At 47.1% G+C, this 20,329-nt stretch carries 20 protein-coding genes, 1 tRNA gene and 1 pseudogene; 9 read left to right on the top strand and 13 right to left on the bottom strand.

Annotated elements, in window-relative coordinates; genetic code table 11:
- The 3 genes and pseudogenes from QUA74_RS18090 to QUA74_RS18080 all read right to left on the bottom strand — a co-directional run.
- A pseudogene (locus QUA74_RS18090) lies at positions 1 to 523 on the bottom strand (transposase); the annotation flags it as partial.
- A gap of 93 nt (positions 524 to 616) precedes the next feature.
- Positions 617 to 2,194, bottom strand: a complete 1,578-nt coding sequence (locus tag QUA74_RS18085) for a PAS domain S-box protein (RefSeq protein ID WP_333331781.1) — start codon at positions 2,192 to 2,194, stop codon at positions 617 to 619.
- A gap of 259 nt (positions 2,195 to 2,453) precedes the next feature.
- The gene (locus QUA74_RS18080) at positions 2,454 to 3,950 is read right to left on the bottom strand and encodes a mannitol dehydrogenase family protein (protein WP_333331777.1); all 1,497 of its coding nucleotides are present in this window, start codon (positions 3,948 to 3,950) and stop codon (positions 2,454 to 2,456) included.
- A gap of 29 nt (positions 3,951 to 3,979) precedes the next feature.
- Between QUA74_RS18080 and QUA74_RS18075 the strand changes: the two genes are divergently transcribed.
- Together QUA74_RS18075 and QUA74_RS18070 are read left to right on the top strand one after the other, a co-directional pair.
- Positions 3,980 to 4,102, top strand: a complete 123-nt coding sequence (locus QUA74_RS18075; RefSeq protein WP_333331791.1) for a sugar-binding domain-containing protein — start codon at positions 3,980 to 3,982, stop codon at positions 4,100 to 4,102.
- Positions 4,103 to 4,263: 161 nt separating this feature from the next.
- Positions 4,264 to 5,553, top strand: coding sequence for an NAD(P)/FAD-dependent oxidoreductase (locus tag QUA74_RS18070; protein ID WP_333331774.1), 1,290 nt, complete (start codon positions 4,264 to 4,266; stop codon positions 5,551 to 5,553).
- 68 nt (positions 5,554 to 5,621) lie between these two features.
- On the opposite strand, the gene QUA74_RS18065 is transcribed toward QUA74_RS18070, so the two are convergent.
- The 7 genes from QUA74_RS18065 to QUA74_RS18035 all read right to left on the bottom strand — a co-directional run bounded on the left by QUA74_RS18065 (position 5,622) and on the right by QUA74_RS18035 (position 11,790).
- Positions 5,622 to 6,365 (bottom strand): HAD family phosphatase, encoded by a 744-nt coding sequence (locus QUA74_RS18065; protein WP_333331771.1) that lies wholly within the window; start codon positions 6,363 to 6,365, stop codon positions 5,622 to 5,624.
- The gene (locus QUA74_RS18060) at positions 6,346 to 7,851 is read right to left on the bottom strand and encodes a mannitol dehydrogenase family protein (RefSeq protein WP_333331768.1); all 1,506 of its coding nucleotides are present in this window, start codon (positions 7,849 to 7,851) and stop codon (positions 6,346 to 6,348) included. Before QUA74_RS18060 ends, QUA74_RS18065 begins: the two co-directional genes overlap by 20 nt.
- A 764-nt stretch (positions 7,852 to 8,615) precedes the next feature.
- On the bottom strand, positions 8,616 to 9,377 hold the full coding sequence (locus QUA74_RS18055; protein ID WP_333331765.1) for a DUF72 domain-containing protein: 762 nt from the start codon (positions 9,375 to 9,377) through the stop codon (positions 8,616 to 8,618).
- A 90-nt stretch (positions 9,378 to 9,467) separates the two neighbouring features.
- Positions 9,468 to 9,845, bottom strand: a complete 378-nt coding sequence (locus QUA74_RS18050; RefSeq protein WP_333331762.1) for a hypothetical protein — start codon at positions 9,843 to 9,845, stop codon at positions 9,468 to 9,470.
- A gap of 174 nt (positions 9,846 to 10,019) precedes the next feature.
- Positions 10,020 to 11,069 carry a CAF17-like 4Fe-4S cluster assembly/insertion protein YgfZ gene (ygfZ, locus tag QUA74_RS18045; RefSeq protein WP_333331788.1) on the bottom strand — a complete coding sequence of 350 codons (1,050 nt, stop codon included), beginning with the start codon at positions 11,067 to 11,069 and terminating at the stop codon, positions 10,020 to 10,022.
- Positions 11,070 to 11,142: 73 nt separating this feature from the next.
- Positions 11,143 to 11,526 (bottom strand): hypothetical protein, encoded by a 384-nt coding sequence (locus QUA74_RS18040; RefSeq protein ID WP_333331760.1) that lies wholly within the window; start codon positions 11,524 to 11,526, stop codon positions 11,143 to 11,145.
- Between the two features lie 192 nt (positions 11,527 to 11,718).
- Positions 11,719 to 11,790: transfer RNA gene (locus QUA74_RS18035), tRNA-Val, on the bottom strand.
- Between the two features lie 72 nt (positions 11,791 to 11,862).
- Here QUA74_RS18035 and QUA74_RS18030 point away from each other — a divergent pair.
- Both QUA74_RS18030 and mazG read left to right on the top strand, forming a co-directional pair.
- Complete coding sequence (locus tag QUA74_RS18030) at positions 11,863 to 12,450, top strand: metal-binding protein (RefSeq protein ID WP_333331757.1); 588 nt, start codon at positions 11,863 to 11,865, stop codon at positions 12,448 to 12,450.
- A gap of 6 nt (positions 12,451 to 12,456) precedes the next feature.
- Positions 12,457 to 13,284 carry a nucleoside triphosphate pyrophosphohydrolase gene (mazG, locus tag QUA74_RS18025; protein ID WP_333331754.1) on the top strand — a complete coding sequence of 276 codons (828 nt, stop codon included), beginning with the start codon at positions 12,457 to 12,459 and terminating at the stop codon, positions 13,282 to 13,284.
- Position 13,285: 1 nt separating this feature from the next.
- On the opposite strand, the gene QUA74_RS18020 is transcribed toward mazG, so the two are convergent.
- Positions 13,286 to 13,687 carry a helix-turn-helix domain-containing protein gene (locus QUA74_RS18020; RefSeq protein ID WP_172192721.1) on the bottom strand — a complete coding sequence of 134 codons (402 nt, stop codon included), beginning with the start codon at positions 13,685 to 13,687 and terminating at the stop codon, positions 13,286 to 13,288.
- A gap of 181 nt (positions 13,688 to 13,868) precedes the next feature.
- Here QUA74_RS18020 and QUA74_RS18015 point away from each other — a divergent pair, with 181 nt between their 5' ends.
- Positions 13,869 to 14,252 (top strand): hypothetical protein, encoded by a 384-nt coding sequence (locus QUA74_RS18015; RefSeq protein ID WP_333331751.1) that lies wholly within the window; start codon positions 13,869 to 13,871, stop codon positions 14,250 to 14,252.
- 128 nt (positions 14,253 to 14,380) lie between these two features.
- Here the strand turns inward: QUA74_RS18015 and QUA74_RS18010 are convergent, their stop codons facing one another.
- Together QUA74_RS18010 and QUA74_RS18005 are read right to left on the bottom strand one after the other, a co-directional pair.
- Positions 14,381 to 14,866, bottom strand: coding sequence for an allophycocyanin subunit alpha-B (locus QUA74_RS18010; RefSeq protein ID WP_190746013.1), 486 nt, complete (start codon positions 14,864 to 14,866; stop codon positions 14,381 to 14,383).
- Positions 14,867 to 15,125: 259 nt separating this feature from the next.
- Positions 15,126 to 15,326 (bottom strand): hypothetical protein, encoded by a 201-nt coding sequence (locus QUA74_RS18005; protein WP_333331746.1) that lies wholly within the window; start codon positions 15,324 to 15,326, stop codon positions 15,126 to 15,128.
- 23 nt (positions 15,327 to 15,349) lie between these two features.
- Here QUA74_RS18005 and rlmD point away from each other — a divergent pair, with 23 nt between their 5' ends.
- From rlmD to lpxD, 4 genes are all read left to right on the top strand, one after another.
- Positions 15,350 to 16,762: a 23S rRNA (uracil(1939)-C(5))-methyltransferase RlmD gene (gene rlmD / locus QUA74_RS18000; protein ID WP_333331743.1), complete on the top strand. Its 1,413-nt coding sequence runs from the start codon at positions 15,350 to 15,352 to the stop codon at positions 16,760 to 16,762.
- A gap of 458 nt (positions 16,763 to 17,220) precedes the next feature.
- The gene (locus QUA74_RS17995; RefSeq protein ID WP_333331740.1) at positions 17,221 to 18,336 is read left to right on the top strand and encodes an SPFH domain-containing protein; all 1,116 of its coding nucleotides are present in this window, start codon (positions 17,221 to 17,223) and stop codon (positions 18,334 to 18,336) included.
- Positions 18,337 to 18,749: 413 nt separating this feature from the next.
- A complete protein-coding gene (locus QUA74_RS17990; protein WP_333331737.1) occupies positions 18,750 to 19,067 on the top strand; it encodes a YkvA family protein in 318 nt (105 codons plus the stop codon).
- 143 nt (positions 19,068 to 19,210) lie between these two features.
- On the top strand, positions 19,211 to 20,251 hold the full coding sequence (gene lpxD / locus QUA74_RS17985; protein WP_333331734.1) for a UDP-3-O-(3-hydroxymyristoyl)glucosamine N-acyltransferase: 1,041 nt from the start codon (positions 19,211 to 19,213) through the stop codon (positions 20,249 to 20,251).
- The last annotated feature ends 78 nt before the right edge of the window (positions 20,252 to 20,329 follow it).

Raw genomic sequence — 20,329 nt, 5'->3', positions numbered from 1 at the left:
TTAGATGTTGTGCATAGTCATCAACTCTTGTGATGTCAGGCTTTGAACTTTGAGAGTCAGGTTTTTTGCGAGTTTTTTTTGACCAGGAATTCTTCGGTTTTTGGGCCAGCTTTTTCGCAGGCTTTATTTGAGGGCGTGATGGAGTTTGTTGTACACTTAAACTATAAGATAAACGAGTCTCAATTTCGACACTAGAAATCACAGAAATTTCCAATCCCTCTTCCGATTTTCCCGCTACACCATTATAAAAATAAGCTTTACCGTCTGTTTTTTTGCCACTTTTTCTTAAGAAAGAACAATCAATAACAGCAATGACGGTGTGTTCAGGATTTAAGGTTTTTTCGAGAAAATATTGATTGAATTGTGGAAAGTTAAAGCTTTTGAGAAAGTGACGACGGTAGGTTTTTTCGCTCAAACAACTATAACGACTGAGATTGGTGAAGTTGACCTTGCCATAAACAAGCAAAATAGTTGAGAATAAAGTGATTAAAAACTTCTTTTGGGGTTGACTAATCCCTGGCATTTGTTGTAAGATGGATTCAATAATCTTCCTAAGGCAATCTGAAGAGCTTGTGTGTTTTTATAGCTTAACCTAAAAGAGCGCCTTTTTTTCTGTTCATTTTGGGTTCAGATTGCACTCACTTTTTTCGCTTCTGTGATTTATTGCGTAAGCGTTGCTTGCCGTAGGCGTCGCATCCCTCTTTAAAAACTGTCCGGAGTATTGATACACAAGATCGGCACCTTTAACAATGGCAATCATGGCAGGCAATTGGATCAGGATGTCATGCAACCGCTTGCGTTCGCTTTCTGCTTCGAGTCGGGCAGTTTGTTCTCGTTTTAAAAGGCGATCGCGTTCTGCTTCGATCTGTTTGCGTTCTGTAATATCAACCGAAACGCCAATCATGCGAACTCCTTGCCCCGTCTCATCCCGATAGACTTGCCCCTGACTGTTGAGCCAGCGCACAACGCCGTCTGGACAAATTACCCGATACTCCGGTGCGTAGGGCTGTTCTCCAGCCATTGCCCCTGCCGTCGCTTGAATCACCCGTTGTTGATCGTCTGGATGAATGAGTGCAAAAAAGTCTTCTCCCGTACCTTCGTGAAGACCCCAAACATCTAGAGCCTTGGCAGAACACACCACCTGATTGCTCTGCAAATCCATATCCCAGACAACCATCTGAGCCGCCGTCAATGCCAATCGCAGGCGTTCTTCGCTCTCTCGTAATGCCTGTTCAACCTGTTTGTAATCCGTCACGTCTTGGAAGACAACAACGGCTGCAACAATCTGCCCCTGGTTATCTAAAATTGGTGCTGAGTTGATGTTAATGAAAATGCGCTTACCATCATCTCGATGAACTTCCATCTCTTCGTTGGTAACAACCTCTCCTGTTTTTAGCGATCGCGCCAGTGGATACTCATTAGGCGCATATATCTGACCATCTGAGCGAAAGCATTCAAAGCGAGCAATGGGTACATATTCCTCAAGCTCAAGCAATTGTTCATACCGATACCCAACAATTTGCTTGGTTTGTTCGTTCGCCAGAACTAACTTACCGGATGCCGCATCGGCAATCATTACTCCAGCAGGCATTTGTTGTAAAACGGCTTCAAATCGGGTGCGTTCAATTTCCAGCTCGTGCAACAACCGTTCTCGTTCTGCTTCCGCTTGCTTGCGATCGCTTACATCCCGAAAATAGACCGCTACCCCTGCCGTCGAGGGATAAGCATTGGCCTCTATCCAACGCTGAACTGATTCCCCAAATTCTTCCCAGGAAACAGGAACTTGTTCCGTCACTGCCCGATGGAGTGCTTGATAGGGAATTGCACCGACCAGCTCAGGAAAAACCTCATTCCAAACGTGTTTTCCTAGTAGCTGTTCTGGCGTTTTATGCAGGATTTTAGCCGCCGCCCGATTCACGTAGGTGTAGCGCCAGTCGCGATCAAAGGCGACAAAAGCATCCGTAATGCTTTCAAGAATCGTTGCTACCTTGCTCTCAGTTTCTTGGGCAGAGAACAACGGTTCGCCTTCAAGAGTGCGGGCAAAGCGTTCAATGAGTTCAGAGCGAGAAATTCCTCGCCTGTGAGCCTCTTTATCGAGTGATCGCCATGCTGTATTAGTCAGAGATACGCTCACTCGTTGTTTCGTCTCCAAGTTCCAATTGCTAACAAACTTGCCTCTGGCGTCGCGCTTCATGAAGATTCATCCGTAGGCATACACGGTCTTCTCCATTGAACCTGAGTTACTCACTGAGGAGAATCCGCCTTAAGATAGATGCTTTTGCCAGAGGGAAGATACGAAAGTATGACCTCAATAAATACTGCGCTGTACTGGCTGCTGAATTTCCCTTTGCACTCGTAGACATAGAGCTGGGCTAGACGGGAGAACCCCACGGCTTTAACGTAGTGCAGCCGTGGCAGTGTCAAATAGGTTTCCTCACGGATGCGGAGGGTGCCTACGACAATCGGGCTAGCGTTCCTTTAGCACCGAACTCATGCAAACTACGCAACTGGTCAGCAACAGTCTCGACGAAACGTGGTGACTGTACTAAATCTCCAAAAATTTCAGATAGGCCCAGTAATGGTCTGGGATCTAATTCACTCAAACTGGCGCGTTGAGTAAGGATGTCTGCTAATGGGTCATCAATGGGAATAGGTTGCCCTTGTTCATCATGACTATTGATGTATCGACACCAAGCAGCAATCGTCAAACTTAGGTAATCGATCGCACCTCCAAGTTGTAATTTATCGCGGATCGATCCCAAAACAAACTTAGGAATTTTGGCCGATCCATTCAGGCAAAGGCGTGGAAGCTGATCGCGAATTTTGGGATTGGAAAACCGTTCAATTAAAGTTTTTTTATAATCGTCTAAATCGATCCCAGGAACGGGTTGGAGCGTTGGTGTCACCTCGTCCATCAGGTTAGCAACTGCTTGCTGAAACAAGGGATCAGCCATGACTTCATAAACGTAGTTATAACCTGCCAGAGAGCCGAGATAGCCAATCAGCATATGACTGGCGTTGAGCAGCCGAATTTTCATCATTTCATAGGGATGAACATCCTTAGTCATCTGTACGCCAAGGGATTCCCAATCCGGTCTGCCTGCACAAAAGGTATCTTCGATTACCCACTGGGTGAAAGGCTCCGCGACGCATGGAAACGCATCATCAATACCAAACTGTTGGGCCACCATTTTGATATCTGCTGGGGTTGTCAGCGGAGTAATGCGATCGACCATGCAGTTGGGAAACGCAACGTGTTCAGCAATCCAACTTCCTAAGTCTGGATCGCGCATTTGGGCAAATGTCGTTAGCATTTTCCGCACCATGTTGCCGTTGCCCTGGATATTGTCACAGGACAAGACTGTAAAGGGTGCCAACCCCTGTTTACGCCGCTTTTCGAGCGCGGCTGTCAAAAAACCGTATGTCCCAAGTGGTTTGTCAGGATGTTGCAAATCGTGCTGCATCGTCGGGTGGTTTACATCGAAATTGCCACTTCCTTCAATGTAGTAGTAGCCGCTTTCAGTGATCGTTAGAGTAACGATTCGGCATTCGGGGGCTGCTAATGCTTCAATAACTGCTTGACGATTGTCTGGTGCAAAAAGGTATTGAGTGATTGAACCGATGACTCTAGCGCGATCTCCTTCTAGCGATCGCTCAACTAAAGTATACAAACAATCTTGGGATTGAAGCGCATCCCGCATCCGCCTGTCGTAGTCATAGTCCAGCAATCCAACACCACAGATTCCCCAATCACTACCAGGATTCTGATGGAAATAATCATCGAGATAAAGCGCTTGGTGCGATCGATGAAATCCACCAACCCCAATATGCACAATTCCATTAGTAACTTGATGGCGATCGTAATTGGGTACGCGCACGTTTCCAGGTAAACGAGACAGGGATGCTTGATTCAGCTTGATTGTTGAGCCTGTGGTGGTATTGCTGTTCATCTTAATTTATGGCCTTGTGAGGACGGCTTATTATCAGTATTGCAGGATGCGTGAAAAAGGTGGAGTCAATTTTGGCGGCTCTGCATGGGAAGTCGATCGCAAGACTGATCGCCGATGAAGCTGTCGCCCAAGCTATTCTTGAGAATGTCTAACTTTTCAGAGGTTGCCGATGGGACATGAAAAGACAACCCAGATCCCCCACTTCTTTGTTGAAACCCTGATTGCCCTGAATCAATTTTATTCAGAAGTCGCGGCTCTGCCGGCAAGCATAATAAAGTTCGGTACATCAACTCATAGTATTCGGTAAACCCCTATGGTTCAAAACGTTGTGATTATTGGAGCGGGCCCGGCTGGACTGCTACTGGCACATTATTTATTGCGTCGGGGCAACTACCATATTCATATCTATGAACGTCGTCCCGATCCTCGGTTGACTGATGTTTCTGGAAACCGCACATTTCCGCTCTCGCTTCAGGAACGGGGCAGAAAAGCCATTCGAGCCATTGTTGGGTTAGAGGAGGCGATCGCCGCTCAAAGTGTGTTCTGTCACGGGACGATTATTTATCGGAAAAAGGGCAAATCCCGGCCGGTTCCTCGCGAAAATCCGGTGCTCACAATCGATCGCAATTGCCTCGTGACGATTCTGTTGAAGCAATTAACCGAAACCTCTAGTCCGAATCAGGTTAAAGTACATTTCAACTGTGAATGTACGGCTGTGGATGCAACGGCTAAAACCGTGATGTTGAAACCTTCAGAAGGAGATAGCTTTACCGTTCACTACGATCTACTGGTGGGTGCCGATGGGGCGCGATCGCAAATTCGAGACTATTTAGTCGAGAATGCAGGCTTGCCGTGTTCCCAAAACTATATTCCGGATGCCTATAAATCTGTGTTTTTAAGTCGGCTCAATCCGACTGCAGGAGTGGAGTTAGAACCGAATAAAGTCCATGCCTGGAATTTGAATAATAAAACCCGGATGTTAATGGTACCCCAGCCAGGAGACCAGTTGAATGGCGTGATTATTTTTGAGGCACAGACTAATCCCCTAGAAGGATTATCCACGAAAGAAGAAGTCAAGGCATTTTTTGAGGAAAATTTCCCGCTGTTTGGTCAGTTGATGTCGTGGGAAGAAGCGGAGGCGTTGCTGAAGCGTCCGGTGGCGAGGGTGTTAACGGTACGTTGCGATCGCTTTCATGAGGGCGATAGTGTGTTGCTGATTGGCGATGCTGCTCATGCGGTGTCTCCCTCGATTGGCCAGGGGTGTAATTCTTCGTTAGAGGATGTGCTGATTTTGGGACAATTGTTAGAGCAGTATGCGGATGATTGGGGGAAGGTTTTGCCTTTATTTTCAGAGCAGCGAGTCCCGGATGCCCATGCCTTGCAAGAGTTATCAAATTATTCGTTTCCTCGCACGAAGTTGTTGGTGGTTGAGTTTTTCTTGCGGTTGACGATAGGAAGGCTATTTCATCGATGGTTTCCCCGTTTAGTTAAGCCGTTTGTGTTTGATTTGGTGTTAGATACGGACTTGTCTTATTCGCAGGTGTTGAGTCTGAGTCAAGGGTGGATTTATAAGGTGAAGCGTTCCATGGCCCAGAATTCTTGATATTCAGCAACGCCATCTTTCACCATCCTAACTAAGGGCATCAAGCGCTCGCGTGATGCCCCGTGTCCTTACACTGGGGTTGTTGATAACAGACCGATAAGATCGTGCATCCGCTCGATAACTTGGTGGGCACCAGCCGACTCAAGAGCATCTGCACGGCTTTTTCGTTCATCCTCGCTTATATGAGTCCCCCCTACATAACCGATAATCTGCCCAATTCCAGCGGCAACGGCAGACCTTACACCACTTATAGAATCTTCAATTGCCACGCAATCGGAAACTTCTGCGTCCAGACACTTGACTGCATGTAGGTAGATGTCAGGAAGTGGCTTGGGACGCGGAACGGGGAGAGAGTCGTGAGCGCTAAATACCTGCTTGCTGGGGAAATAGTCGGTCAGGGCAGCAGAAGTAAGGCAAGCACTCAGCCGCTGTAAGCTGCTGTTACTTACAAGTGCATATTCAAATCCGTCGTCGCGCAGGTAAGACAGCACTTGGGGCGTTCCTGAAGTTGCTTTTGCCTGTACAGTAAGCCGTTCAATCGCTCTCTTTTCTTCTTCAGCCACTAGCCTGTCAATATCGTGCTCATTAAGACTGGTTAATGAGTCTGGGTAAAGCTTTTTGAGTATTTCCCTGTAGGGTTTCCCGGCGAAGCTTTTAACAAAGTCCTCAAGCTCATAGTGTTGAGCGCCAGGGAACTCACGAGCCACTTCATTTGTCAGCCTCCATGCGCTCTTAAGTGCTATGGTTTCACTGTCAACAACAGTTCCGTCATGATCGAAAAGCACCACCAAATCATGCTGAAACGGTTTCATTCAACAGACCTCCCTCACTGTAATTTTTAAGCGTAGTCAATAGTCCTTGGGTCTGGATATCTCGCAAAGCTTGTTGGCATTCATTATCTACGGCCTCTGTGTGTTCGCAATTCTCCAATCCCAGAATCCCACTAATTACCGCGCCTTCTTGAATGGCTGTAATTGCGCTTTGGGTATCCTTGGCATGATAGGGTTGACCAGACTCGCTCGCCTCCTCTCTGACTGCCAGAAGCCACGCCGCAACAGGAAGTATAATCCGCTTCATGCTGACTTTTCGGCTATAAGCATCCTGAAGTATGGGAAATATATACTTGCCTACTTTCCTTGCTGTTTCTGAAGAGATTCTCTCAGTAGTATCGGGAAGATCTTCGTTACTGAGCCTTAGTAACACCTGCTCCATATATTGTTCACACATCTCGCGAGGCACTGGTGTTGCTGCCGCTATATCGTCCATGAGAAGCCGAGTAAACAAGTTGAATTCCGGTAGCGTTATCGCCTCGTGCATATACTCTATACCTGCTCTTACAGCTAAACAGGCTATGAAGGAGTGTACTGCATTCAAGAATCTGGACTTCATATACAGGAAGGGAGTGATGTCGCTAGTCATAATCACCCCCGTATCTTCCCACTTGGGTCGATCGCCTGTGAATTTGTCTTCCACGACAAACTGCCAAAATGGTTCGGTTACAATGGGTGCGCGATCTCGAACTTGCAACAGTCGGTTGGGGTAGTTATAGTCGGATTCTTGCTCTTGAGGCACAATCCTGTCTACAACCGTATTAGGAAATGTGGCGTTATCCCTGATGTATTCTGCAAGTTGAGGATCGATCGAGTCAGCGTAAGCTAGCACTGCTTTTCGCAGGATCTCCCCGTTTCTTGGCAGGTTGTCGCAAGAAAGGGTGGTGAAGGGGGTCATGTTGCGATCGCGTCGTCGGCGTAGCGCCTCTACTATAAAGCCAATTGCAGTTGTTGGAGTGGAAGGATTTTGCAAATCGTGCGCGATGTCTTCATTCGCTGTGTCGAGATTAAAATTCTTGTCTAGATGGTAGCCTCCTTGAGTAATTGTCAGAGTCACAAGATGCACAGAAGAAGACGCCATCTTTTCGAGCACATAGTAGCACTTCTCTCTACCATCGACAATTTCCCTGACAGAACCGATAACTTCCGCTTCCTCACGCTTTTGAGCGCAACTAGAGTGTTTGGTCAAAGTGTAAAGGAATCTCTGGGGTTTCAACCTAGTAATGGTCTGTTGACTCTTGAGGCTAACCCCACAAATCCCCCATCTCTGCTCTTGGGAATTTTTCTGTGCCAGATAGTTATGTATTATGTAGGCGAGGTGGCCCCTAAAAAAACGACCAGGCCCGAAATGGACGATACCAGTCTTAAGCGCCCTCCTGTCGTAAAGAGACTGTTCTCTCCACAAACCAGTTACAGTACCGAAGCGAGAACTTGAAGAAACACTGGGCGGTCTGAGTAAGTTAACCATGATAGTTCTTAGATAAGTGGATAATCAGGTAAAAAAGAATAGGTCTGTCTGGGTATAGCCCATGACCTACCTGCAGAACAAATATCTTAAAGTGCGAAAATCTTAGGCATACTCTGTGGCATCTACAAGGAAACGTTTAGCCACAGGGTAATTAGGGTCTGACAGGTAGAACAGAGAAAGAAGAAATCAGGTAAACTTAATTAATTAAGTATCAAATATCAAGTAGTCATTAACCTGAAGTAAGGCACAAGAATACGCCACATACTGCCACTTTGTTTAGCTTGGGCAAGTGCGTAAGTCGAATGTCTTTCCTATAAGGCGCTAGACTGCTTTTAAATTATGCCCTTAGATTACCTAATAGCTCTGTACACTTTGTATATTATTTATCTTGGTCGCTGCTATCATCTGTCTTCAGGAGAATCTACACATAATTCTTTAGAGGGACTTATAACCACAATCAAGCGTATACTTGGCTACAAGCAGTTAAGTTAGAGTTGGGCGTTTGTGTAGCAAGCGTCCAAAAAACAACGCTTGCCTTGAAAAGTCCTGTCTGTAGCGGATGGCTGATACAGCATTGCAAGTTTGTTTCAGTCTGTCAATAAATTTTTAAAATTTCCTCACTCACAACTGGGCTGTGCACTCCTCCTGAGCAAATCCTCCACAGACACCTGACACTCTGGAAATGCCAAAGGTGCGATTAAATCCGACTGCGGAACGTTTTTGAATGCGCCCAAAAGAATGCGAACGGTCTCAATCTTCGCTTGTCAGGAAGTACCGTTCTCCACAAAAGTTTTTAGCTTTGAAGCGTTGCGAACTGCATTTCCCTCTCCGTCATTGTTGAAGTAAACGAACACGCTCCGCCCCTGACTTTCCCACTCGTGGATGCGATCGGCCCACCAATGCAAATCATCATCCGAGTAGGAGCCGCCGTAGAGATTGTTGGCGTCGGGGCCGTGGAGACGCACATAGACGAATGAACCCGTTACACGCAGGATACACGGAAGGTGGGCGCCGCTCATCACGCAGTAAGCCGCTCCAGAGCGTTCCAGCAGCGAAAATACCTCTTCTGTGTGCCAGCTTGGATGTCGGAATTCGACAGCTACTTTGATCCAGGGGGGCACCTGTTCTAGAAAGTAGGCTAGGCGAGGCAAATCGCAGCCGAACTGGGGAGGGAGCTGGACGAGCAGAATACCCAATCGATCGCCCAAGCATTGAAGTCCCTCACTCATCCGTTCCAACCACTTTTCTGGGGAGTAAAGACGCTTGGAGTGGGTTAGACCACGGGGCGCTTTTACGGTCATCAGAAATCCTTGGGGGAGACGCTCTCGCCAGTTAGCGAAGGTAGTGTTTGGTGGCCAGCGGTAGTAGGTGCTATTAACTTCGACGGTTTGATAGTGCTGGATATAGCAATCGAGCCTAGAGCGAGGCGGTAGCTGGTGGGGATAAAGCACACCTTCCCAATGGTCGTAACTCCAACCTGAAGTGCCGATGTGAACAATCAAATCCGGGTTCGTTATCCCTTCCATGATTCGGAGCTGGAAATCGCTACTAAACAAACTTTCGTCCCAGCAGAGAGGGACTAAGAATATGATATTTGAAAACTGGATGCGATTGAATTAGTTGGCTCGATCGCTGCTACCTCCCTCTGTAGCTTTTTCTACTGCTTCTTGTGCCGGCGTAACTGCTTCGCCCACGTTATCTTTTACCGATTCTATAAATCTTTTGGTACTGGGGGCAATGGGTTGGTCGAGATTCAGCTTTTCTCGGATATTGTCAAGTACACCACTTGCATCCTTCTCTGTATCGCTTGTTGGCTGCCGATCGGGACGGGCAACTTCGTAAGACTTAGCTTCAGCAGTTAAAGGTGTAGCGATCGCTTGCATTTTGTTGCCCGATAATTCCAATTCGGAGCTAAAAATTAGCGCTATTCCTACAGCAAAGATTATTCCTACTCGCAGGCAAGTTGTAACTAAGCGCGATGTAAACTTTTTCATTGAAAAACTCTGTTTTTTCTGTGACGACTGTTATAAACAGTAATTGCTGTTGTTGGTTTGCAAATCTATCTAAAGATAGGACTTGGTGTTAATTTATGGTGTTAGCACCCTTCCCAAATCAACCTCAACAAAAAAGTTTTTGGCGTTGCGGCGTCAACAGGCGACCGAGCGCAACTACGAACTCAAGAAAGGTACATTTACTACTTCCCCTGACACCGATCCGACTTGCACTTTCAGTCCTTCGCCCCCCGCTTTTGTGCGGATGTAAGCAAGACCAAAAAAGCCGGATTCAGTTTCCGTAAAACTGGTGAGTTTGCCGACTTTTTCCTCTCCGATTGTGACTGCTGTTCCGGGTTCCACCGCACCGCTCAACTGCACGCCCCAAAGTTGCTGTTTGACTCCTTTGTAGGTGTTCAACCGGGCAATTGTTTCTTGACCGATGTAGCAGCCTTTGTCATAGGTAATCGTGTGTAAAAGACGGGCTTCTAAGGGATTGTAATCATCTGTGAGTTCAAAATCGGGGGCGGGGCGTCCTTGTGTGATTCGCAGTTGTTCCCAAACTCGATCGCCCATCGGTACGGCCCCAGCTTTGACTAATTCATGCCACAACTTGGCTGCATCGCTGGCTGGCGCAATTAACGTGTATCCGGGAGTTGCTAAACCGCTACCAACCGCAACTCGGACTTCCATACCTGCAAAATTTATCAATTTGTGAGTAGCGTAAGGTTGATTTTCTAGTTCGGTAACTCCGATTTTTTCTAATAGTTGAGTGCTTTCCGGGCCGAGGAAACTGAAAGCAACAGTTGTATCGGTTAAATCTGTTAACTCGACGCGATCCATTGGGAAAATATAGCGATCGAGCAATTCCAGTAGTTGGCGGCGGCGGTTGGGCGAAACTAACAGCAGTACGGCATCTTCTGTAGCGTAAGCGGTGGCGAGGTCGATCGTCCGGGCGGTGGATGTGACGAAAACGGTATCGCAACCTTGACCGGGTTTGAGTATGTTAAAGTTATTGGTACTTTGATTGTGCAAGAACCTCAGTCGATCGCTGTCTGAGATTTGAATGCGTCCCCAGTGAGTGCGATCGTACAAAGCCGCACCTTGTTTCGTTGCTGCGATCGCTTGTGCGTCGTTACCAAAACTGACTGGCACAATTTCTTTGGTTGTTAACTCTGCAAAAGTAGCACCGGCCGCTGCTTGAATGTCGTGCAATTCCTGAATCAGCATAAAATTTTGTTGACTGTTGACTGATGACTGATGACTGTTAACTACTGCTTTCCTGACAACTGACAACTGACTATTTGCCCAAATTGGCGAATATTTCTTGTATTAATTGACTGGCTTTGGCATCAAGACGATTCCAATCTACATCGCCAGTGTCCTCCTCAATCAAGCTAGTATCAATTACGACTTCCTGGCTTTGCAGTTGAGTGTGGGCGGGCTGGTAGTTGACAAAGCAGACTCGATAGCAAAGTTCCCAAATATCGACGCATCTTTGCTCGCCTTGAAGCTCTAAAATTAGTTGATAGCCGGGAATCGGAATCTGCACTTCTTGATAAGTACCCGTCCAAACTGACTCCTCTAATTGTTTGCGAATGTTGTCGATCACTCGGATCATCGCTGGCTGCATTAGCAGTTCAGCTTGCTGCCACGCGATCGGGCTGGTTATTTTAGGCTTCATATACACGGTTCTAAAAAAGAAAATCAATAAATTAATTTTCTAGCATTGGGTGCCAACTTTTGAGACCTTCGCCACAGAATGTTAAATTTAGTCGTCACCCAATTCAAAAGTCAACCGTCAACAGCAATAGTTAAAGCCGTTCTTGGCTTGACGGCTAAAAACGGCTGAAACTGTTGATATTGAGTTATCGGATGGGTAATGTAGGATTTGAACCTACGGCATCCTGCGTGTAAAGCAGGCGCTCTACCACTGAGCTAATCACCCAATTGCACTCACCGGGATTTATCATATCACAGTAACTCAGAAAGATCAAGTAAAAAAAATCCTAAACTTTAAATGCCCTCTGGCCGCACCCACGATCAAATAACCATGTGGAGTTTGCCCTTGGTGGCAGCCCTCACCTTTGGCCAGACTCAGAGCAGCAACCTGACTTTGCTCGTTTCCGGCAGCTTCTTATTCGGCGGGCTGATGTTTGGCCCCGACTTGGATATCTACTCTTGCCAGTATCAGCGCTGGGGATGGTTCAAACCGATTTGGCTCCCATACCAAAAAAGCCTGCGCCACCGCTCTTTTTTGTCCCACGGCCCTCTAATCGGCACTGCTTTGCGAATCTTGTACCTCGCTATCTGGATCGCGGTTTTCGGAGTGTTGGGATTGGCAATTGCCGAAAAAGTCGGGAACTTAGGCGGGAATTGGCAGGATGTGGTTTTGAGTTACGGGCGATCGATCTGGGAACACCACATCGAAATTTTAGCCGTTTACATCGGTCTAGAATTGGGTGCTATGAGCCACTATCTGAGCGATTGGGGCGGCTCTGCTTACAAAAAATTCAAAAAAAAAGGATTGAGCGGGTTGCGGCCTCCTGGCACAATTAAGAGGCGCAAACGCCAACCTACCCGCCGCACTAGCAAATCTAAAAGGTAAATTCCGATGTCTAATTCCCACAGTCGATCGCTCACAGCACTCCAAGAACTTATAGAAGTTGTGGCTAAATTGCGATCGCCAAACGGCGGATGTCCCTGGGATTTAGCCCAAACTCCCCAAACTCTCATTCCTCACATCATCGAAGAAGCTTATGAAACCGCCGACGCGATTCGCAAAGGAGATAAAGATGCGATCGTCGAAGAATTGGGTGACTTACTGTTACAGGTAATTCTGCAAGCTCAAATTGCCAGCGAATCCAATCAGTTCAGCTTCGCCGAAATCGCTGCGGGCATTACAGAAAAACTAATTCGGCGACATCCCCACGTCTTCGGCGATGTCGAACTCAACAGCGTCGATGAAGTCAACGAAAACTGGGAAAAAATTAAAGCAGCCGAAAAAGGCACAACTGCGGAAAAGCCGCCAACTTTAGCCTCGAAAATGAGCCGTTATGCCAGCACTTTGCCGCCGATCGCCGCCGGGATGAAAATCTCTCAAAAAGCTGCGGAAGTGAGTTTTGATTGGGACAGTGTAGACGGCGTTTGGGATAAATTTCACGAAGAAATGGCAGAATTTGAACACGCTCTCAAACACGAGGATAAGGCAGCGCAGCAGTCAGAATTGGGAGATATTATGTTTGTGTTGATTCAATTAGCTCGCTGGTACGATTTAGATCCGTCGGCTGCTTTGCAAGGAACGAACGATCGCTTTGTGCAGCGGTTTGCGAGGGTGGAGGCTGCGTGCGATCGACCTTTGTCGGATTATGCCCCTGAAGAGTTAGAATCTCTGTGGCAGCAAGCTAAAGCTTTAATTGCTAAACAAAAGGGCGATCGGTAATCTACTCGTAAAGCTTCGCATCGTTGTACGGCGGATGTTCGCAGGCGATATAAAGCGCATTTGTCGGTTCCAGGGCTTCCCCTGTCACCGGGTCGATCGGCTTGAGCACAAAGCATAACAGAGAGAGCGATCGCCAATCCAAATTATCCAGCTTCCCGCGTTCGTAACGGTTGACTGTTGCGGCACTGATACCCACATCTTTGGGTACGGGTTGATTTGTAGCTGTAAACAGCGCCTCTTCATATCCCTTTGTTTTGAACTCTGTTTCGCTGACAGACCAACCTGTTGTCTGTCTTGCTGCTTTTAAAATCTTCCCCAAACGCATCCGCCCCGTTTCCGTGAAGCGAACGGGACGCAATTCCTGCTCTTTGTCTACCACAGCCTTGTTAGAGAGTCCTGACATTTTTCCCACCTACGTTAACTCTCAAACTAGCACAGCATCAATGATTGAGGGTTGCACGAGCAACATCTGAGCTTAAGAAGTTTAAATTAAATTTTCTTGCACTTGTGCAATAAGAGTCTGATATAGTAATATGTAATTGACTCTAAACAGAACTTGCCTCTCAAGCCCTGAGTATACAGCCATGACAGCACTATTTCGCCGCATCCAACCCTCGAAAAAGCTCCGCATCACCGTCAGGTCGATCGCCCAACTCCTCAAAATCAGCCAAAACCTGATTAAGCGAGTCGAATCCTGGGCTTTCGTGGTTTTCGTGCATCGGCGGGACAGAGGCGGACAATTTATCTCGTACCGCAGGCTGGAAGAATGGCAAAATGCGATCGCCCATCATATCCAAACCTGCCCCACCCTTGGAGAACTCTCGCAGCTCAAAACATCCATTCAGTACGACAGCCGGAAATTCAAAAAACAATTTCTCCCAAAAATACTTGACTTTTTAAACCAAATGTGCATTGAAAGACAAGACGAACTCAACATCTGGGAAAGCTTAAACTGCATTGCTTCCTAGCAGAAATGAGGCAGATTTCCTTGCCAAAAAACAGAAGCGAAACATTTGCGAGCAATTGCGAGATAAAATCACCCCAAAAATCACCCGCGAATGCTCCGCCACATTGATGAAAGCAATCACCAAAGCAATTAAGACATTGCCTGAGCGATATAATCAAAATAAGGAGCTGCTTCCTTAGCATCATCCTGATTGAGCAAAGCCAAAGAAGCTTCCTTCAAACAGCGGATAGCTTCGACCATGCCAGGAACAGGAACGCCGAGAGAATTATACATTTCCCGAACGCCAATCAAACCGATGCTTTCGATCGGCTCCTTGTCACCCGCCAAGATACCGTAGGTAATCAGGCGCAAGTACCAGCCGTAGTCGCGCAGACACAAAGCCCGTTCGCGTTGGCCGTAAGCATTACCTCCGGGGGAGATAAAGTCAGGGCGTTTTTTCCAGAGTTTTTTGCTAGCTTCTTCAACAATTTTTTTCTCACTGTCAGACAGCGCAGTAGCAATACGCACCCGCTGTTCCCCGGTTTTAAAAAAATCTTTGATGCTTTGAAGTTCGCCGGTACTGGGATAGCGAAGTTCGTCGTCGGCTTGGAGAATTAGTTGGCTAACTACGCTCATTGTTATTCAAAAAAATTGAGGATATTTGAGAGTAAGATTAATTGGCATTCTCATCCCTTAAAGATGAGATTCTTGGTTGGGCGATTTACTTTGCTTCTAACATTTATCAACATTAGAAGTAGCGGGTAAATCTCCCCAAACGTTATGCTTGATGTTCAAGCCAGTTTCCCTGTGTTCCAGGGTACTGCGGGAAAAACTCAAAAACTGCGAGTGAGAGTTTTGATGTCGGCAGACACTTTGACTGTTTAACGAGTTTTTGCTACGTCGCCCCAACAGCATATCGCACAGGCACGGGTAGGGGCAACTCACGGCAGGCTTGACTTGCAGGTTGAAGCTTGGCTTTAGCAGCAAGACGTTCAGCAGCAGGAATACAGCCTGCTATTGAGCTTGAGTGCGATGGATGGAGCCCCGCTTCGCTACGACTTATCTCAGGAAAGAGAGAGCGATATTGCATTACCATATTAAATCCTACCATGACTACTTGTGACCAAATCTAAATTCCCCACCCCAAACTCGACGAAATTGGCAAGCCCTTGCCAGCAAGGTCAACTGATTGAGATAGAGATTACTGACTTGACAGACACCGGCGACGGAGTTGGTCGTTTTGGTGAGTTAGTGGTGTTTGTGCCCGATACCGTGACGGGCGATCGAGTCCTTGTCCGCCTCGTGCAAGTCAAATCCACCTATGCTACAGGCAAGCTGGACACACTTCTCGAAACCTCCGAACACCGCATTCGAGCTAACTGCATTGTCGCCGACAAGTGCGGCGGTTGTCAGTGGCAGCACGTAGATTATCAATATCAGCTTGCAGCCAAGCAAAATCAAATCATTCAAGCCTTAGAACGGATTGGCGGATTTAGCAATCCCCAAGTCGATGAAATTTTAACGGGAAAAATTGAGGGATTTCCCCAATTTTTGGGATACCGCAACAAAGCGACTTATCCCGTGGCAATATCTGCAACAGGTCAAGTCCAAGCAGGTTACTATCAAAAAAGCACCCACAAATTAGTCAATCTCAATCAGTGTCCGGTGCAAGATCCGCGCCTCAATCCTTTGTTAAAAGAAGTCAAAGAAGACATCCACTGGCGGGATTGGCAAGTCTACGACGAAAAGAAACATACAGGAGAATTGCGTCACTTGTCCTTGCGAATCGGACGGCGCACTGGCGAGATGCTGCTAACTTTAATAGTTCGCACTGGAGACTTGCCGGGACTAGAAGAGCAAGCATCAGAGTGGCTGAAACAATATCCTCAACTGGCAGGGGTTTGTTTGAATATAAATCCCGCTCAAACTAATGTGATTTTTGGTACCGAAACTCGCTGCATAGCGGGTCGTTCTTATCTGCGAGAAAGCTTTGCTGGTTTGAAATTTCAGCTAAGAGCAGATACTTTTTTTCAGGTAAATACAGAGGCGGCTGAAGCGTTGTTAGAGGTGATGGTAGGGGAATTGAATTTGCAGGGAAATGAGGTTTTGGTTGACGCTTTCTGCGGAATTGGTACTTTTACTTTACCCCTGGCAAAACAAGTAAAAATAGCCATAGGTTTAGAAGTGCAACCTGCGGCGATCGAACAAGCCCAATTAAATGCTGAGTTAAATGACGTGAGAAATGTCGAGTTTCAGGCCGGAACTGTAGAGAGTTTGCTGCCTTCCTTGGGATTGACACCGGATATTGTGCTGCTAGATCCGCCGAGGAAAGGGTGCGATCGCGCGGTTTTGGAAGCTATCAAGGAAATCAAACCAAATCGCATTGTTTATGTTAGCTGCAAGCCTGCTACTTTGGCTCGCGACCTCAAGATTTTGTGCGAAAATGGGGATTATAAGTTAGCGCGAGTGCAGCCGGCGGATTTCTTTCCTCAGACTTCTCATGTTGAGTGTGCGGCTTTTTTGGTCAGGTGAATGAAAGGGCGATCGACCCACTAAACTTATTGCATAAATCTTGGAGTGATAGGAAAACCGCAGATGCAACGCCGATAATTTAAAGATTGTTGGCGAATGTATGCACTTTAAGCCTAGTGAGTAAGTGAGTACAAATAGATATAAACTGGGGGCGTGGGTTGAGCAAGTGAAGCAGCGTTTGCTATCTTAGAATACGGGTTTCAAAATCTCGGACTCGATCGCATGGTAGCGCTTTCTAAATAGGAAAATATTGCTTCCCCACGGGTGATGGCAAAAGTGGGAATGCAGTACAAACAGAAGGTGGATTGCTGGGGTGCAAACTCGATCCAGTCCGCGCTGAATCGCGGGGTATCTAGAAGTATAGAATAGAGGTTGCGAAACCGGCACACCGCCCGATCGCTCGCCCCCAGCAATTTGTTACCCTAAAAATAGAATCTCCCCTCCCTCAACTCCCTCCCATGAACAACGCTTCTCCCCTGATTCAAACCGTCACACCCGAACGCTGGGCAGGCTTTAGCATGGACTTTATAGGGGCGGGTTACACGGGTCTGTTGGTCAAAAACGGCCGCGTCGTGCGTACCCTAAAATCCGGCCGGCATTTCAGCTTTGCCCTTCCCCTGCTGGAACAGTCTCAAATTGTCCTCGTAGACACCAAACTCCGCAATTTGGATGTACAGTCGCACGGAGATTTTTTGTCTAAGGATCGGTTTTTAATTGATGCTACTCTGACTGTTATTTATCAAGTTATAGATCCGAAACGAGTAGCTTTGGAATTGTCCGATCCTCTAGCTGTTTTAGCAAGTGCAGTTAAGGATTGTATGGGATTAGCGATCGGGCAAATACCCCTACAACAGCTTATCAGTCAAGGACGGCTGTTGCTGCGCCAAAATTTGCTCGATCGCGTCCAAGATTTTTATACTCTAGGCTTTAACTTAGAAGACGTGCGAATTGGCGATGTCAGCTTTCCCGAAACCAACGGAGTTATTCGCCAAGTTGAGGGAATGAGTGCCCGACAGGAAGCAGAAAATGCGGCCGCCCTGCAAATGAGAATTGCCGAAGCAGGCCGTCCGATTGTTCCTCAATCTCCCGTACAGCAGTTAAACTTAATTTCAGGTAATTCTCCTGCGAGTCTTCCAGCTTCTGACACAGCAGCAGCGTTCGATCGCGATTTACAACAACTGACAGAACAACTTGCTCAAAACAGTCTCCCTCCTGGGAGAAATCCTCCCCAACTTGCACCAACGGTACTCGCAAGCAGCGATCGCAAAACAACCGCATATTTAATCTACAAACTTTCTGGAGAAGCGATCGCCCTAACAGCCAATCCCTTTACAATTGGACGCGAACCAACCAACACTTTAGTATTACAAGATCCGCAAAGTTCGCGCTACCACGCTCAAATCCGCCGGGCCACTGACGAACTTGGCAAACAGCGGTATCAGCTTGTCGATAGCGGCAGTTCCAACGGCACTTTTGTGGGTGGGCAGAGGCTGGCTGCTAACGAGCCTTTTTGGCTGCCCAATGGCTGCGAAATTGCGATCGGCGACCAAAAATGGATCTTTCAAAATTCGTGAGTGAGAGAGATGAAGATTTGTTTAAACAGCAGATAAACACAGATAAATCCCATCGGCGTTCATCTGTGTTTATCTGCTGACACCTGCGGTTGAAAATCCCAATCTAAGTAACTTGCTTTAATCACGATATACAAGTAATAGATTCCGAATCTACCCTCAACAATATGAATGTTTTTTTAAACCGCAGATAAACGCAGATAAACACAGATTAATTCTATCGGCTTTCATCTGTCAGGTTTCTGTAGGGGCGTTGTCAAGAGTCCCCGCCCTTTCAACACAGCTTGACAACTTCTCCCTCCCCAATTCCCTATACTCCCAGGTAGAAGTCTCTTGCCAACCCTAGGGGGGATATCTCCACAAGCATTTCGAGCGACAATTTGTCAAGATTGAAAATATAAGTAGAGGACAACCCCATGAACTTTTCTATACAATCTGTTTACAACTGGTACCGCGAAACCCTCCGCAACCCCAAATATCGCTGGTGGATTATTCTAGGAACGCTGGCATATCTGGTAAGCCCGATCGACATTGCCCCAGACTTTCTCCCCGTCGTCGGACAAATTGACGATGTGGCGATCGCAGTCTTGCTGATTTCGGAAGTATCCCAAATGGCGATCGACTACTTTAAATCTCGCCAAACAGAGACAGCTTCAGCATCCGAAGCCACCGGTGCCAATTATTCTGAAGCCAACGGCAGCACCGTTGACGTAGATGCAGTTTCTGTAAAATAATTGCCAAAAATAATCGAGCGCTACAACCCCGACTTCTTCAAGAAACCGGGGTTTTTGTTTTTTAAATGGCAACTGCTCAGATCGTGCTCCAAAGCTGGTAATTTTAACTATGATCCATCTGTGCTAACAACAAATTTTTATAGATGAAGTTTAGTGAAATAGTAGAAAAACTTAACTTAGCCACCAGTCGCACCCTCACAGCGTCGGTTGCTACCGATCCGGAAATTACTGGCGCTGCCCCTGTTGATGAAGCTCCATCGGGCACAATCAGTTATATAGAAGGTGCTAAATTTGCCGTTCATACAGCCACTACAAATGCTTCGGCTTTAATTTTACCCTTAGATGAAAGCCTCCAAGCTCAATGTACCGATCGCAACATTGCTTGGATTGCCGCAGCAGATCCGCGATTGCTGTTTGCTGAAACGATCGCCATTTTCTATCAACCGTTTCGCCCAGCATCCGAAATTCATCCCTCAGCCACCGTTCACCCCTCAGCAGAAATTGGTGAAAATGTCTATATCGGCCCCCACGTCGTTATTCAAGCAAAAGTCAAAATTGGCAGCAACGTTTGCATTCATCCAAATGTTGTAATTTACCCAGATGCGGAAATAGGCCCCGGCACTGTTTTACACGCTAATTGTGTCATTCACGAACGTACTCGCATCGGGGCAAATTGCGTGATTCACAGCGGTGCGGCGATCGGCAGCGAAGGTTTTGGGTTCGTGCCGACAGCCACAGGGTGGGTGAAAATGGAGCAGTCTGGCTGCACTGTATTAGAAGAGGGCGTTGAGGTTGGCTGCAACAGCACGATCGACAGGCCGGCTGTCGGAGAAACCCGCATCGGGCAGAATACAAAAATCGACAATTTAGTACACGTAGGTCATGGCTGTCAAGTAGGAAAAAATTGTGCGTTTGCCGCTCACGTTGGCATGGCCGGCGGGGTCAAAATTGGCAACAATGTAATTTTGGCAGGTCAAGTAGGAATTGCTAATCAAGCCAAAATCGGAGATGGGGCGATCGCCACTGCTAAAGCCGGAATTCACAGCGACGTGCCCGCAGGTGCGATCGTGACGGGCATTCCAGCAATTCCCCACAAACTATTTCTCAAAGCCACAGCAGTCTACAACCGCTTGCCCGAAATGTACCAGTCTCTGAGGCAAATTCAGCGCAAGCTCGATCGGTAGTCAATTGGCAGTTGGCAGTAGTCAGTAGTTATTAGTTAACAGCCAACAGTCAACAGTATTATAGTTGCAACCCATTAA

Source organism: Microcoleus sp. LAD1_D3 (genome assembly GCF_036702135.1).
Lineage (GTDB): Bacteria > Cyanobacteriota > Cyanobacteriia > Cyanobacteriales > Microcoleaceae > Microcoleus.
The sequence above is the reverse complement of the archived record's forward strand: the minus strand, read 5'-3'. Positions and strand labels throughout refer to the sequence as shown.

Excerpts from the sequence above, each read along its gene's own strand:
- QUA74_RS18085 (WP_333331781.1), bottom strand. The coding sequence starts at position 2,194 with ATGAAGCGCGACGCCAGAGGCAAGTTTGTTAGCAATTGGAACTTGGAG.
- QUA74_RS18080 (WP_333331777.1), bottom strand. The coding sequence starts at position 3,950 with ATGAACAGCAATACCACCACAGGCTCAACAATCAAGCTGAATCAAGCA.
- QUA74_RS18070 (WP_333331774.1), top strand. The coding sequence starts at position 4,264 with ATGGTTCAAAACGTTGTGATTATTGGAGCGGGCCCGGCTGGACTGCTA.
- QUA74_RS18065 (WP_333331771.1), bottom strand. The coding sequence starts at position 6,365 with ATGAAACCGTTTCAGCATGATTTGGTGGTGCTTTTCGATCATGACGGA.
- QUA74_RS18060 (WP_333331768.1), bottom strand. The coding sequence starts at position 7,851 with ATGGTTAACTTACTCAGACCGCCCAGTGTTTCTTCAAGTTCTCGCTTC.
- QUA74_RS18055 (WP_333331765.1), bottom strand. The coding sequence starts at position 9,377 with ATGGAAGGGATAACGAACCCGGATTTGATTGTTCACATCGGCACTTCA.
- QUA74_RS18050 (WP_333331762.1), bottom strand. The coding sequence starts at position 9,845 with ATGAAAAAGTTTACATCGCGCTTAGTTACAACTTGCCTGCGAGTAGGA.
- QUA74_RS18040 (WP_333331760.1), bottom strand. The coding sequence starts at position 11,526 with ATGAAGCCTAAAATAACCAGCCCGATCGCGTGGCAGCAAGCTGAACTG.
- QUA74_RS18030 (WP_333331757.1), top strand. The coding sequence starts at position 11,863 with ATGCCCTCTGGCCGCACCCACGATCAAATAACCATGTGGAGTTTGCCC.
- mazG (WP_333331754.1), top strand. The coding sequence starts at position 12,457 with ATGTCTAATTCCCACAGTCGATCGCTCACAGCACTCCAAGAACTTATA.
- QUA74_RS18020 (WP_172192721.1), bottom strand. The coding sequence starts at position 13,687 with ATGTCAGGACTCTCTAACAAGGCTGTGGTAGACAAAGAGCAGGAATTG.
- QUA74_RS18015 (WP_333331751.1), top strand. The coding sequence starts at position 13,869 with ATGACAGCACTATTTCGCCGCATCCAACCCTCGAAAAAGCTCCGCATC.
- QUA74_RS18010 (WP_190746013.1), bottom strand. The coding sequence starts at position 14,866 with ATGAGCGTAGTTAGCCAACTAATTCTCCAAGCCGACGACGAACTTCGC.
- QUA74_RS18005 (WP_333331746.1), bottom strand. The coding sequence starts at position 15,326 with ATGGTAATGCAATATCGCTCTCTCTTTCCTGAGATAAGTCGTAGCGAA.
- QUA74_RS17995 (WP_333331740.1), top strand. The coding sequence starts at position 17,221 with ATGAACAACGCTTCTCCCCTGATTCAAACCGTCACACCCGAACGCTGG.
- QUA74_RS17990 (WP_333331737.1), top strand. The coding sequence starts at position 18,750 with ATGAACTTTTCTATACAATCTGTTTACAACTGGTACCGCGAAACCCTC.
- lpxD (WP_333331734.1), top strand. The coding sequence starts at position 19,211 with ATGAAGTTTAGTGAAATAGTAGAAAAACTTAACTTAGCCACCAGTCGC.